The following is a 13,846-nucleotide window of genomic DNA, read 5'->3' as shown; positions in this document are numbered from 1 at the left end:
CAAACACAATAGATAAACTTAAAATAACGTGATGAAAACTAGAAAATTCATTTTGGCTGCTGGCCTCCTGATGGCGGGGCTTAGCTCTCATGCAGAAGAAGGACCGCTGTGGATGCGGTACACTGCCATCTCGCCCAATGGCAAAACGATTGCCTTTTCGTATAAAGGTGATGTATATACAGTAGCATCAACTGGCGGACAGGCCCGACAGCTTACCACCAATGCGGCTTACGATGCTTGTCCGGTATGGAGCCCCGATGGCACCAAATTGGCTTTTGCTTCGAGTCGTGAGGGTAGCATAGATGTATATGTGATGGATGCGCAAGGTAGCGAACCTGTGCGCCTGACAACCAACAGCACCAACGAGATGCCTATGGTTTGGCGAGACAACGAACATGTGTTGTTCTCGGCTTCGTGGATGCCTTCGGCCCAGTCGATTCTGTTCCCTGGCGAAAATCAGGTATACGAGGTGAGCATCAAGGGCGGTCGTCCACGTATGTTCTCAACCTTGCCTATGGAGGATATCAGCTTTGCCAAGGATGGTCGTATGCTTTATCACGACTATAAGGGCTACGAGGATCCTTTCCGCAAGCATCATCAGAGTCCTATCTGTCGCGACATCTGGTTAGTACAGGATGGACACTATAGCAGACTGACTGACTTTAAGGGCGAGGACCGCACACCACGTTGGGCCGATGCCAACTCGTATTATTACACCAGCGAGGAAGATGGTACTTTTAATGTGTATCGCCGAAATATAGACGGCACAGGCAAAAAGCAGCTCTCGCATCATCAGATGAATCCCGTTCGCTATCTCTCGGTAAGCAACGAAGGCACACTCTGCTACAGTCAGAATGGCGAGATTTATACCTTGAAGGAAGGCTCTGAGCCACAGAAGGTAAAGGTAACTATTACTGGCGACCGACAGGATAAGGATCTGATTCGTCAGCTCCGTTCGAGCGGTGTAACCGAAATCAGTCTTTCACCTGATGCCAAAGAGGTTGCTTTTATTCTGCGTGGCGATATCTTCGTGACATCGGTCGAGTATAAGACTACCAAACAGATTACCAATACACCACAGCAGGAGCGCAGTGTTGATTTTGCGCCTGATGGTCGCAATTTGGTTTACTGTGCAGAGCGTGGAGGCGTTTGGCAGATATATCAGACAAAACTGAAAAATAAGAACGAGAAACTCTTTACTTACGCTACCGCCCTGCAGGAGGAACGACTGACTAACAGCAACGAGACATCGCTGCAGCCAAAGTATAGTCCTGATGGCAAAGAGGTGGCTTACTTCAAGAACCGTTCGGAGCTTTGTGTGATTAACCTGAAGACTGGACTGGAGCGCACCGTGCTTGATGGTAAGTACAACTTCTCGTACCGTGATGGCGACCTCTGGTTTGAGTGGAGTCCCGACAGCAAGTGGCTGTTGGCCAGCTATATAGGTACTGGCGGTTGGAACAGCAGCGACATTGCTCTGGTAAATGCTAGTGGTAATGGCGAGGTACACAACCTGACTGAGAGTGGCTACAACGAGAGTTCGGCCCGTTGGGTGCTTGGTGGCAAGGCTATGCTGTTTGAGAGTGATCGCGCCGGTTATCGCAGTCACGGTAGCTGGGGTGCCGAGTCAGACTACTACGTGATGTTCTTCGATGTAGATGCCTACGACCGTTTTACCATGAGTAAGGAGGATAAGGAGATACTGGAAGAGGCAGAGAAAGAGGCTAAGAAAAATGAGAAGGCTGACGATAATAAGGATGCCAAGAAGAAAAAAGACAACAAGAAGACTGCCGAGAAGCTAAAGACCGAGAAGTTGCTAGCATTCGACCTGGAAAATTGTCGCGATCGCATTGTGCGCGTAACTGATAACTCAGCTCGCATGGGCGATGCTGTGCTGAAGGGCGACACATTGTATTATCAGGCCTCGTTCGAAGGTGGCAGGGATCTGTGGGTACATTACCTGCGCGAGGATAAAACCGAGCTGCTGATTAAAGGTGTTGGTGGCGGTGCTATGCAGCCCGACAAGAAGTTTAATAACCTGTTCCTGGTTTCGCGTGGTGGCATTAAGAAGTTGGATCTCGGAAAGAAATCTACCAAGAACATTGATTTCGAGACCGTATTCAACTATCGTCCTTACGAGGAGCGTGCTTACTTGTTCGACCACATCTGGCGCCAGGTTAAGGATAAGTTCTATGTAGAGAATCTGCACCAGGTTGACTGGGAAGGCTATCGCGATAACTATCGCCGTTTCCTGCCTTATATTAATAATGAGTATGACTTCAGAGATATGCTGAGCGAGATGCTGGGCGAGTTGAATGCATCGCACACAGGTGCCAGATATTATCCTAATGGCGCATCACTCAGTACTGCCACATTAGGTGTGTTTATCGACCAGAACTATCAGGGCGATGGACTGCGTATCGAGGAGATTATCAAACGCTCGCCATTGGCTCAGAAGAAGTCTGGCGTGATAGCCGGATGTATCATAGAGGCTATCGACGGTGTAGCTATTAAAGCTAACGACGACTACTTCCCACTGCTGGATGGTAAGGCTGGAAAACGCGTACGTTTGACCATTCTGAACCCTTCAACCGGTAAGCGTAATGACGTGACTATCAAGGCCATCAGTCGTAGTAACCAGACCGAGTTGCTGTATAAGCGTTGGGTTGACCGTCAGCGTGAGATGACCGATAGCCTCTCGGATGGCAAGCTGGCCTACGTGCATGTTAAGGCGATGGACAGTCCAAGCTTCCGTACGGTTTACCGTGAACTGCTGAGCGACAAGAACCGCAATCGTGTGGCCGCTGTAGTTGACGAGCGACACAATGGTGGTGGTTGGTTACACGACGATTTGTGCACCCTGTTGAGCGGTAAGAAATATCAGGAGTTTGTTCCTCATGGCAAGTATGTAGGTTCTGATCCTTATAACAAGTGGCTGAAGCCTTCGTGCGTGCTGATTTGCGAGGATGACTACAGTAACGGACACGGTTTCCCATGGGTATATAAAGAACTGAAGATTGGTAAACTGATTGGTGCACCTGTAGCCGGAACAATGACTGCCGTTTGGTGGGAGACCCTGCAGAACGGAATGATTTTCGGTATTCCTCAGGTAGGTTGTCGCGATATGCGTGGCGTGTTCGGCGAGAACACCACACTGAATCCTGATATCGAGGTGTATAATACTCCTGAGGATTATATCAACGGTCGCGACCGTCAGTTGGAGCGTGCTGTAAAGGAGATGCTCCGTTAAAAATACTTGGTGATATTGGCGTTCTCGAAGTTGTTCATCTCGTTCATCATCCGAACAGCTGAATCAACTATCGGGAATGCACAAAGAGCTCCAGTGCCTTCGCCTAATCGCAAACCCAGATGCAGCAAGGCATTTGCACCCATCGCATCGAGCATGCGTTTGTGACCGTTCTCATCACCACAATGTGTAAAAATCATGTAGTCCTTTGCTGCTGGATATAGCTGAATAGCAGCCAACGCACAGGCCGTCATAATAAAGCCGTCGATGAGTATCACCAGATGCTTTTCGGCGGCTTTTAGCATGGCGCCGATGGCAGCTACCATCTCGTAGCCGCCGAAGTAGGCGAGTGGGGTGATAGGTGCTTGGTTTGGGGTGGTAACTTGGTAGTTTAATAATGCCTTTGAGAGCACTTCGTACTTGTGGCGGATGCCTGGGGTATCGAGACCGGCACCTGCACCGATACACTCTTGTAAGGGGACGCCTGTAAACAGGTGCATCCAGATGCTGGAGGGTGAGGTATTGGCAATACCCATCTCGCCGATACTCAGTACACGACAGCCTTCAGCGATACAGTCATCTACCAGGTCGCACCCAATCTGGATGGCTCGATCGAACTCTGCTTCGGTCATCGCTGCTTCATACAGAAAATTCTTGGTGCCTCGGGCTATCTTGCGGTCAAGAATGCCATCGATACCTGTAAAATCGTAATCTACGCCCACATCTACAATACGCAGCTTAAACCCATGCTGCCTGCAGAACATATTTACGCCGCCACCACCATGAGTAAAGTTAATCATCTGCTGCCAGGTGACCTCGCGTGGCGACACGCTCACGCCTTCGCGCTCGATGCCATGATCGCCACCTAATAACAAATGACAAGGGTGAGCGAGTGAGGGTTCTAATGTCTGTTGGATTAAGCTGATCTGCAGGGCCAGATCTTCTAATTTGCCTAACGAGCCTTTGGGCTTGTTCAGATTGTCTATCTTTGCCTGAATCTGTGGCGCAAAGGATTTATCTATGGGATGTATTGCGAATGACTTCATTTTTTTTAGGCACGGATTAACGCGGATTAACACGGATTTATTTGATTTTTACTGGGATGCCGCTGACCATGAGGATAACCTCGTCGGCCTTCTGGGCGATGTTTTGGTTCATCCAACCTTGCAGGTCGGTAAAGCGCCGCTGCAGTTGGTTGGTGCTCACACCACCCAGTCCTATCTCGTTGGTCACGAAGATATAGGTGGCATCGGGAGCGGTGAATTGGTCGAACTCTTGTTTCGCTGCTGTTAGGATTGTGTCGATGTCGGTGGTTTCAGTCGAAATCCAGTTCGTCAGCCACAGCGTCACGCAGTCTATCACCACCACGCGGCCCGTCAGGTCGTGCTTCGAGAGGTATTTCTCCTCCTCGATATTCGTCCACTCCGGACCGCGACGCTCCTGGTGCTTACGTACTCGTTCACGAAACTCTTCGTCCCAGATATGGGCGGTGGCTAAGTAAACGGGATTCGCGCTCATTTGCAGCGCTAGTTCTTCGGCTTTGGTGCTCTTACCCGAGCGCTGACCGCCTGTAATCAATATAATCTTTTTCATTGCGTACAAACAACCAAATAAACACTCAACTCAACCAACAAGCAAACGGCACCACAGCAGTCGCCGGTATAGCCGTGAATCTTGCGCCAGATGAGCAGATAAAGGAAATACATCACGAGGGCAGGAAGGAAGATAATCAGATCCCAGCGCATGCCCGTGTACCAGATGTAAGCCGCCATTGGCAGGAGCCCTTGAATGGCTAACCCTATACCAGCCTTTACACTGATTTTACGATATACGGTACGAGCTTTCGACTCCTCGATATTGCGGGCATATGGCATCATAATGATGAGTTGCGAAGTAACCATTTTGGCATATGGATCGGCAGCTAAAACGGTGAGTGCTGCCAAAGCGGGAGGCATGGCGAACAAAGCTGCAAATAACAACAACTCGTAGCAAATCAGACCGATAACGCCATAAGTGCCGATATGCGAATCTTTCATGATGGCCAAGATGCGTTCTCGGTTGTTACCGCCACCACCAAAACCATCCAGGAAGTCGGCCAGTCCGTCCTCGTGTAGCGCACCAGTTATTAGCAGTCGTACCACGATAGCCAGTATCACAGCCACCATGTAAGGCAGATACCAACTTCCGAAATACAGCGTGGCAGCCATAGCACCACCTGTAATCCAGCCTGCCAAAGGCCAGTGTTCTACTACCATTTTGTAGCATACCTGTGGTGGCTGATGCAGTCGCCAAAAGGGCAGTCGGGTGAAAAATATCAGCGCCGCCCAAACACGGTCGTACCAATGCGTCTGATCAATGTTTATTTGCATAATTTTCGTTTTTGAGGGCAAAGATATGAAAACTTTTTGTACTTTTGCACACACGAAACCAATAAAATGATAAAAAATGAAGAAAATAGCATGGATGATAGTGGCTGCAGCACTCTTTGTGGGGTGCAAGGGTAAGGGTGTGCAACAGGCGCAGGGCGATGGTGAGGCCGACTCTACCGCTGCTATCACCGTGAAATATGCCACAGGGTTCAGCGTGAAGGATTCGGCTGGCGTGCGACTGGTGGATATCGGTGACAAGTATCATTTTGCACTGATGAAATCGGATGCCGACGCGCCTGAGGGCTATACCAGGATTCAGGTGCCCATCACGCGCACCATCTGTATGACGGCCCTGCAACTGTCTAACTTCACCGCGCTGGATGCGCACGATGTGGTGAAGGGCATCACTGGCACCAAGAACCTCTATAACCAGGATATCCTGCAACGCGTGAAGGAAGGCAAGATTGTAAAGATAGGTATGGAGGGTAATTTTGATACCGAAATAGTGCTTGCAGCAAATCCTCAGATAATCCTGATATCTCCCTCTAAACGTGGCGGTTATGATGCCATCAAGGAGACGGGTATCACACTAGTGCCCCATCTGGGCTATAAAGAGCTCGCCCCACTGGGACAGGCTGAATGGATCAAGTTTGTGGGTATGCTGATAGGTAAGGAGCAGCAGGCCAACGAGGTGTTTGCCGGTATAGAGAGTCGGTATAACGCTCTGAAAGAGAAAACACAGAACGTGACAAAACGCCCCACCGTGCTGAGTGGTGAGATGCACTACGGCAACTGGCATGCGGTGGGCGGCAAGAACTATCTGGCTCAGATATTCCGCGATGCAGGAGCCGACTACGTGATCGACGATGAGGAGACCAGTGGCGAAGACTTGGAGTTTGAGAAGATGTATGCCTTGGCAGCCAATGCCGACTACTGGCGCATCTTGAATAGTTATCCCGGTGAGTTCTCGTACGAGGCACTGAAGGCATCTGAACCGCGCAACGAGCTCTTCAAGGCTTATAAGGAGAAAAAGGTGATCTACTGCAACATGAAGCAGACTGCCTATTACGAGATATCGCCCGTGAGGCCCGACGCGCTGCTGAAGGATTTTGTGGCTATCTTCCATCCAGAACTGGTGGAGTCTGATTATAAACCTACATTCTATCGCTTGCTGAAATGAAAGCACCGAAGTTCATAGCACTGTTGCTGGGTATCGCTGTGCTGGCGATTGTAAACCTGCTGCTGGGGTCGGTAGAGATTCCGGTGGGGGATGTGTGCCGCATTCTGGCTGGTGATACCTCCAACGAGATATGGACGAATATTATCTGGCAATCACGACTGCCACAGGTGATGACGGCTGTTGTGGCTGGTGCCGGACTGGCGGTGAGCGGACTGCAGATGCAGACGGTGTTCCGCAATCCGTTGGCAGGACCTTCGGTATTGGGTATCTCCAATGGTTCGGCGCTTGGTGTGGCTTTCGTGGTGCTACTGTCGGGTAGGATAGGTGGCGTGGCACTGAGCCGACTGGGTTATCTGGGCGATGCTGCCATGAGTGTGGCGGCTATCATCGGTGCCCTGGCGGTGATGATGCTCATCGTATGGCTCTCGCAGAAGGTGAAGGGAAATGTGACGCTGCTGATTATCGGTGTGATGATAGGTTATCTGGCCAATGCCATCATCGGTGTACTGAAGTTTCTCTCGCCCGAAGAGGATGTGAAGGCATTCGTGGTGTGGGGCTTAGGCTCGTTCTCGCGCGTGTCGGGCGATGAAATGGTGCTGTTTGTGGTACTGATGTGTGTGCTGCTGCCGCTGGCCTGCCTGCTGGTGAAACCGATGAATCTGCTGCTTCTGGGCGATAGATATGCTGCCAATCTGGGACTGAACATCAAGCGTGCCCGACTGCTGGTGATTCTGAGCTCGGGTGTGCTGGTGGCCATCGTCACAGCTTATTGCGGACCTATCATGTTTATCGGATTGGCGGTGCCCCATCTGGCGCGCGCCTTGTTTGGCAGTAGCGATCACCGCGTGCTGATGCCTGCCACGATGTTTTGTGGGGCGGCCTTGGCGCTGGTATGCAATCTCATAGCCCGTATGCCTGGTTTCGAGGGTGCACTGCCCGTTAACTCCGTGACGGCACTGGTTGGTGCGCCGGTGATAGCGGTAGTATTGTTCCGTCGTCGGCAATCAGAAGAATAGTCAACTCGCCATTGGGCAGTAGCGGTTGACAATAAGCGGCGCAATGGCTGATGATGACGTCGGCAAAATCCTGTTGTTGTTCTGGGGAGAGTCTCTCCCATATCTCGCGTGCCAAGGTGATATCGCTGATGTCGATATCGCAATGGGCCTCGTGCAGCATCTCACTGATAAACGCTTTATCCATGGTGGCGCGTTTGCTATGCGTGTCGAGATGACCAGCCGCCAGTTTGACGGCTTTGCCTATCATCACGCCGAGTGTGATGCTGCGTATATCCAGTTCATGGGCTATCTTGAGCGTCTCGCCAATATAGTTGCCATACTCCACAAACGCCTGTTGGGGCAGCTCGGGGTAGAGGGCCTTCACAAACCGCTCACTCTTTCCGCCGCTATTGATCACCACTCTTGCCGATTGAGACGCCTTAGCCACCGTCATACACTTACGGATACTATCCACAAACGCCTCCTCACTAAACGGCTTTACGATGCCCGAAACACCAATGATGGAGATGCCCCCTTCAATCCCCAATCGCGGATTAAAAGTCCTGCGCGCAATCTCAGCCCCCTGCGGCACACTAATCACAATCTTCAATCTTCCATCTTCCATCTTCAATCTTTCTAAGTTCTGGCGAATCATCTCCCGTGGTGCCTTGTTGATGGCAGCCTCGCCTGGGGGATAATCGAAGCCTGGCAGCGTAAACCTGCCAACACCCTCGCCACCAAGAATCTCAAAGTGACCGGATTCGGTAACCTGGGCCCTGACCTCGATGCCATTGGTAACATCCGGGTCGTCGCCGGCTTCTTTGATACAGGCGGCATAGTCGTCGCCATAGCTCACTGCTACATGGATGGTCTCGCCGTTAGGCAGCATCACAGGCACCTGAGCGTGCGTATCACCTGTAGAAAGACGAATGCAGGCTGCCACTGCTGCTGCCGTGGCACAGGTGCCCGTGGTGAGTCCGCTGTGCAGGGGATAGAACTCTGGGAGCCATTTCTCTACCGCCCTCCGCAGTCCGTAGGGACCGTCAACCACGATGAATGACTCGGGCAGTGCTGGTCGCTTGATGGCTATCACTTCCATGCCGCAGGCCTTAGCCGCTCCTGTCTTTTCTGTAAACCCGCCTGATAAGCCGCTTTCCTTCAATAGGATAGCATCTGCTTTGATGGGGATGTCATTAGGGGCTTCATAGTAGCATAGCTGTTCTGCTGTAGCCCCTTGTTTTAGGGCCAATGCAATCGACGAATCTCTTTTCAGAATGCGGTAGAACACCTTGACGCCGGTGGCTTCGAGCGGTTTCAGTTTGCTGATGCTCTGTACACCGGTGGTGGCGAGAAGGCTATGGATGTCGCGTGGTATCTGGGTGTAGTCATCAATCCAGGTGATGGCCGGGTCGCGTGGCGGGTAGATGCGCTCGAAGCGCACTACGGGCAGCGAGAGTGCGCTGGCAGTCGTGGCGATGGTCCGATGCAACAGGGCTGCAAAGGGATGGGCGGCATCCACAATCATGCGGATGCCGTGCTCCGTGCAAAAGCGCGTCATTGCCGCTTCATCGAGCGCACCGTCTATCCGCACACCATGCTGCAGCGTGATGTCCTGTTCACCGGTCTTGGTGCTGTAGAAGTAGGGCGAGCCTCCTTCTTCCAGTACTTCCACAGCCTTGCGACCCTCTGTTGTTCCGCCAAATACCAGTATCATGCTTCGCCTTTTCGGAATAGATGCGTGAAGTGTTTTGAATAGAGTTCCGACAGCCCTTGACGGTTGTCGATAGCCTCGCCAACAACAAGCATCGTGGTGAGTGTCAAGTTGTTACGGTGCACTATTTCCGCTAAATCTTTAAGTTTGCCGCGATAGATTTTCTGGTCGGGCCAGGTGAGGTGATAGCAGGCTGCCACGGGGGTGTCTGCAGGATATTCCTGCAGCAGTTCGCGCTGCACATCATCTACGATACTGGCTGAGAGGAAGATGCACATCGTGCTCTGACTCTTGGCCAACAGGTGTAACTGCTCTTTCTCGGGCATGGGCGTGCGCCCTTCGCCGCGGGTGAGAATAATCGTCTGGCAGCGCTCGGGAATCGTGAACTGGCTCTGCAGTTCGGCGGCGGCAGCGAGGAACGAGCTGATGCCTGGGGTGATATGATACTCCATCTGGTGGGCATCAAAAAAGGCCATCTGTTCCTGAATAGCACCAAAGATACAGGGATCGCCGGTGTGCAGACGAACGATGAAATGGCCTTTATCGTAATGCTCCTTCATCAGTGCGCACTGCTCTTCGAGTGCCATATCGGCCGAAGAGCGCACCACGGCGCCTGGCTTGTGGCATTCCGTCAAAGCCTTTGGAACAAGTGAGCCTGCATAGAGTATCAAATCAGCCCTTTCGAGCATCTTGCGTCCTCGTACACTTACCAAATCGGGATCGCCAGGGCCTGCGCCTACAATCTCTATGTGTCCTTTCTGCTCGCGCAGGTATTTGCGGTCGATGGCCAAGGCCGCCGTCCAGTTCTTACCTTTTATCTTAGGAAGAATCAGTTTGCCGTGGTCGGAACCGAGAATAGCCGCTGCCTCGCAGACAGAGGGCGTGCCCACATGTTTCTCTACGGTTTCGCTAGGATTGGGTACTTCTACCTTGGCCAACTCCTCGGCGGTGTAATAAACCACCTCGCTATTTGGTTCTTTTCTGAGCTCGGCGCAGAACTCCTCATCCCGCTTCACATCGATGGTGCAGAAGCGCTTGTAGCAAGGCATGATATCGTTGCCAGCGATGGCCTCGTCGATCTCGTCAAGGATATGCTCGTAGTTGGCTGGATGACTAGCCAGACCAAATCCCAGTACGCCTACCTTTGGCACATAGCACACCTCGAGTACGCCTGGCGGGGTGTCGATGATGAAGGGCGTCACCTGGATAAGCAGTCTGAATCTTTGGGGGGTAACCTCATCTATGCTGTTGACGATGGTGACATGGTCGGGCAGGGTGCGCTCCAGAAAGTCGGTACCTGCGTCGCGGATATCCATGAGCAGTGCAGTGGGCTCGCGATTCACGAAAGCGCTGATGCATGCGTTGATATCGTCAAGACTTGCCATATCCCAGTTGAACTGCTTGGCCAGCGTGTCGAGTGGCCACAATCCGGCATTGTCGCTCTGGGTGGTGATCACTTCGCGCGCACCAAGATGAGCGGCAATGCGGCGTGTCAGGTCGTTGGCGCCACCGATATGGCCGGAGAGAACGGAGATGACGTTGAACCCAAAACTGTCGATGCAGACCACGGCCGGGTCGGTATGCTTGTCTTCGATGTAAGGGGCGATGGTGCGCACGCAGATGCCCATGGCACCGATGAAAACGAAGGCATCATAGGCTGCCCATTGGTTACCAACATCGGTTCGTTGGATGAGTTCGGCACCGAGTTCGCACTGCAACTGACTGGCGATTTCGCTGCCAGCATCGCTAATCTGAATGATGGCTATTTCTTGCATGATAATATCTCTATGGGGTTATAATCATTTAATTGTATGCGTTGGGGTGGAAATTGCTGCAAACCGAGTTCGGCACAGGCTTCATCCCAGAGCTGATGACTGTCGGTGGTGACCTTCGATGAGGTGACGCTATTGAACACAATGATGCCGTTATCTGATATGACTGTCAGCAACTTAGCTATGGTTTCTTTAAGTTTTCCTCCATGCCCGCCAATGAATACGGCATCGGGTTTTGGAAGGGTGGTCAAGTCTGTTTCAAGGAAGTCGCCTATATGGATATGGATGCCTGGCGCGCCAAACTTCCGGGTGTTCTCCTGGATGATGGATTCGCACTCAGGACGAATCTCGAAGGCCTCTATTTGCAGGTGTGGGAACTGCAGGCGCGCCTCGATGCTGACGCTACCTGTGCAGAAGCCGATATCCCAGAGCACATGGCGACCGGTCAACTGGAGGGCCTGCAGCGTCAACAAGCGGATGGGCATCTTGGTGATCATTTTTTCGCGCCCGTCGAGGAGTGTGAAGGCAGCATCGGGAATGCCGAATGGTCGTGGTGGCACTGTGCCACGGTGTTCCAGGATGATGCAATTAGGCATGGCAAAATCACGATGGATTGCCTCTTTCGGCGAAAGCGTAGAAAGGTGCTCTTCCGATGGATTGCCTAATTTCTCGCCCACGTGCATGATGAAATCGGTATATCCGTAGTCGGTCATGCGCTGGGCAATCGTGGCTGGTGTATGTTCGCGGTCGGTTAGGATACCTATCTTCGGTGCGCGCTCGATGAGTGCTCTGTCGAATTCAGCCCATGGGCGCCCTGTGAGCGACACGATACGCATGTCGTGATAGGGCATCACCAATCGGTGGGCCAGCAACTGCAGCGAGTTGAAGGTAGGATAGACGATGATTTCAGCATCTGGTATCTTCCTACGAATCGTATTCGCAAACCCAAAGAACAGCGGATCTCCAGAAGCTAAGACGATGATTTCTGTTGAGTGTCTAGTGTTCTCGCTTTGCGAGCGACCAAAGGTCGAGTGGAGTGATGCAAGTTGAGAGTACTTATCAAATACGACATCGAGCGGTACAGTGATGTCTATCCATTCGGCATCTGCAGGCAGCAGCGGGGCTACAATCTCATGGTGGCGCTTGCCGCCAGAAAACACCTTTCCATCGCGTATGATGGCCATCACCTCAGGGGGAAAATAGGGGTTGGGGTTGTCTGTGATACCGATGACGATGAATTTCATAGGATGCTGGGTATTTGATAAAGGTGCGTGTAGCTGGCCAGTACGTTGTGATATCTGAAAATTGGCGTTGGTACAGGCTCACCTTTAGCGTTATAGACTTGGGTGATACTCTCAGGGGTATCGCCGATGAATTGCGTGTAATGGAATTCGTGCCCTCGATAGGTCTTGTCATCGAAGGTGAACTGGCGGTAGCCTAAGGACAGCTTGCGATCAGTTTTGCGGGCAGTGATCGAGTAGGGCAGTACACCGCACATGGGGTAGCTGTCATCGTCGGTAATGATGGCTTGACAGAGGTACATCATACCGCCACATTCAGCAACAATCCTGCCGCCATCTTCCGCAAATTTTTTGATAGTATGCAGACAAGCCTGATTGGCCACTAATGCCTCCAGATGCTTCTCAGGATAACCGCCTGGCAGATAGAGCAGGTCGATGCCATCAAAAGTTGGCACATCTTTCTCAGGATCGAAGAAAATGACGTCGCCAAACTGGTCTAAAGTCTCCTGATAGATGAACGAAAAACTTTCATGATTCCTGGCTATAAGCGTTTTCGTTTCCAGATGCCGAAACTCGCAGTTTCTTGTTTGGGACTTTACCTCGTCATGGAGCGTGGTAGTGAGACTTTTGAGAGATGGGAGGTCGATATTCTCCTCTAAAAGGGCAGTCAGTTGGTCTGACTCGGGTAGTTGTGAGAAATCGAGCCCCAGATAGCGTGAATTTTGCTCCAGGTCGGGCGATTTAGGCAGGTAGCCCAGGCACTTGACATGGAGCTCATTGCACACTTCGCGCAGCATGTTGAAGTGGCGCTGCGAACCAACTTTGTTAAATATTATACCAGCGATACGAACGTCGCCGCGGAAGTGGATAAAGCCCGATAAGAGGGCTGCCATCGAGTAGGCTGCCGACTTGGCATCGACCACCAGAATCACGGGAATATCAAGCACGCGGGCGATGTCGTACGACGAACCCAGTTCGCGATCGTAGCCATCATAAAGGCCCATCATACCTTCGACGATACAGATGTCAGCATCAGTCCCGTAGTGCGCAAATAGCGCGCGTACGTGTGCGGGCGTAGTCATAAAGGTATCGAGATTGACCGACGGGTGCCCACAGACAGCTGTGTGGAATTTAGTGTCGATATAATCGGGCCCGCACTTGAAGGGCTGCACCCGGTAACCGTTCTGGGTGAACCACTGCATCAGGCCTCGGGCAATGGTTGTCTTGCCTGAACCACTGGTGGGTGCTGCTATCATAAACGCTGTCTTGTTCGACATCTTCTGAAGTTGATTTGGGTGCAAATATATAAATTTTCTGCTAAATATGTGTGG

General features: G+C 51.8%; 10 protein-coding genes. 3 read left to right on the top strand and 7 right to left on the bottom strand.

Going from position 1 to position 13,846, the window contains the following annotated elements:
- Positions 1 to 31: 31 nt before the first annotated feature.
- A complete protein-coding gene (locus tag T500_RS0104315) occupies positions 32 to 3,250 on the top strand; it encodes a S41 family peptidase (RefSeq protein ID WP_028907085.1) in 3,219 nt (1,072 codons plus the stop codon).
- On the opposite strand, the gene cobT is transcribed toward T500_RS0104315, so the two are convergent.
- From cobT to T500_RS0104300, 3 genes are read right to left on the bottom strand one after another with little or no spacing between them, the layout of a single operon-like run.
- Complete coding sequence (gene cobT, locus T500_RS0104310; protein WP_028907084.1) at positions 3,247 to 4,293, bottom strand: nicotinate-nucleotide--dimethylbenzimidazole phosphoribosyltransferase; 1,047 nt, start codon at positions 4,291 to 4,293, stop codon at positions 3,247 to 3,249. The genes T500_RS0104315 and cobT overlap by 4 nt on opposite strands.
- Before the next feature lie 37 nt (positions 4,294 to 4,330).
- Complete coding sequence (gene cobU / locus T500_RS0104305) at positions 4,331 to 4,840, bottom strand: bifunctional adenosylcobinamide kinase/adenosylcobinamide-phosphate guanylyltransferase (protein WP_028907083.1); 510 nt, start codon at positions 4,838 to 4,840, stop codon at positions 4,331 to 4,333.
- Complete coding sequence (locus T500_RS0104300; protein ID WP_028907082.1) at positions 4,837 to 5,616, bottom strand: adenosylcobinamide-GDP ribazoletransferase; 780 nt, start codon at positions 5,614 to 5,616, stop codon at positions 4,837 to 4,839. Before T500_RS0104300 ends, cobU begins: the two co-directional genes overlap by 4 nt.
- A 76-nt stretch (positions 5,617 to 5,692) precedes the next feature.
- Between T500_RS0104300 and T500_RS0104295 the strand changes: the two genes are divergently transcribed.
- On the top strand, positions 5,693 to 6,796 hold the full coding sequence (locus T500_RS0104295; protein WP_028907081.1) for an ABC transporter substrate-binding protein: 1,104 nt from the start codon (positions 5,693 to 5,695) through the stop codon (positions 6,794 to 6,796).
- The gene (locus T500_RS0104290; RefSeq protein ID WP_013064059.1) at positions 6,793 to 7,812 is read left to right on the top strand and encodes an iron ABC transporter permease; all 1,020 of its coding nucleotides are present in this window, start codon (positions 6,793 to 6,795) and stop codon (positions 7,810 to 7,812) included. Before T500_RS0104295 ends, T500_RS0104290 begins: the two co-directional genes overlap by 4 nt.
- On the opposite strand, the gene cbiD is transcribed toward T500_RS0104290, so the two are convergent.
- Genes cbiD through T500_RS0104270 form a run of 4 tightly spaced genes read right to left on the bottom strand, consistent with a single transcriptional unit; the run spans position 7,736 to position 13,792 of the window.
- The gene (gene cbiD / locus T500_RS15125; protein ID WP_036908426.1) at positions 7,736 to 9,505 is read right to left on the bottom strand and encodes a cobalt-precorrin-5B (C(1))-methyltransferase CbiD; all 1,770 of its coding nucleotides are present in this window, start codon (positions 9,503 to 9,505) and stop codon (positions 7,736 to 7,738) included. The genes T500_RS0104290 and cbiD overlap by 77 nt on opposite strands.
- Positions 9,502 to 11,277, bottom strand: a complete 1,776-nt coding sequence (cobM, locus tag T500_RS0104280; RefSeq protein WP_028907080.1) for a precorrin-4 C(11)-methyltransferase — start codon at positions 11,275 to 11,277, stop codon at positions 9,502 to 9,504. The genes cbiD and cobM overlap by 4 nt, the downstream gene beginning before the upstream one ends.
- Complete coding sequence (locus T500_RS0104275) at positions 11,265 to 12,518, bottom strand: bifunctional cobalt-precorrin-7 (C(5))-methyltransferase/cobalt-precorrin-6B (C(15))-methyltransferase (RefSeq protein WP_028907079.1); 1,254 nt, start codon at positions 12,516 to 12,518, stop codon at positions 11,265 to 11,267. The genes cobM and T500_RS0104275 overlap by 13 nt, the downstream gene beginning before the upstream one ends.
- Complete coding sequence (locus T500_RS0104270; RefSeq protein ID WP_028907078.1) at positions 12,515 to 13,792, bottom strand: cobyrinate a,c-diamide synthase; 1,278 nt, start codon at positions 13,790 to 13,792, stop codon at positions 12,515 to 12,517. The genes T500_RS0104275 and T500_RS0104270 overlap by 4 nt, the downstream gene beginning before the upstream one ends.
- Between the last annotated feature and the right edge of the window lie 54 nt (positions 13,793 to 13,846).

Source organism: Xylanibacter ruminicola Ga6B6, from assembly GCF_000687715.1.
Taxonomy (GTDB): Bacteria; Bacteroidota; Bacteroidia; order Bacteroidales; family Bacteroidaceae; genus Prevotella; species Prevotella ruminicola_B.
Note: the sequence above shows the minus strand (reverse complement) of the source record. Positions and strands in the feature narration are given on the sequence as shown.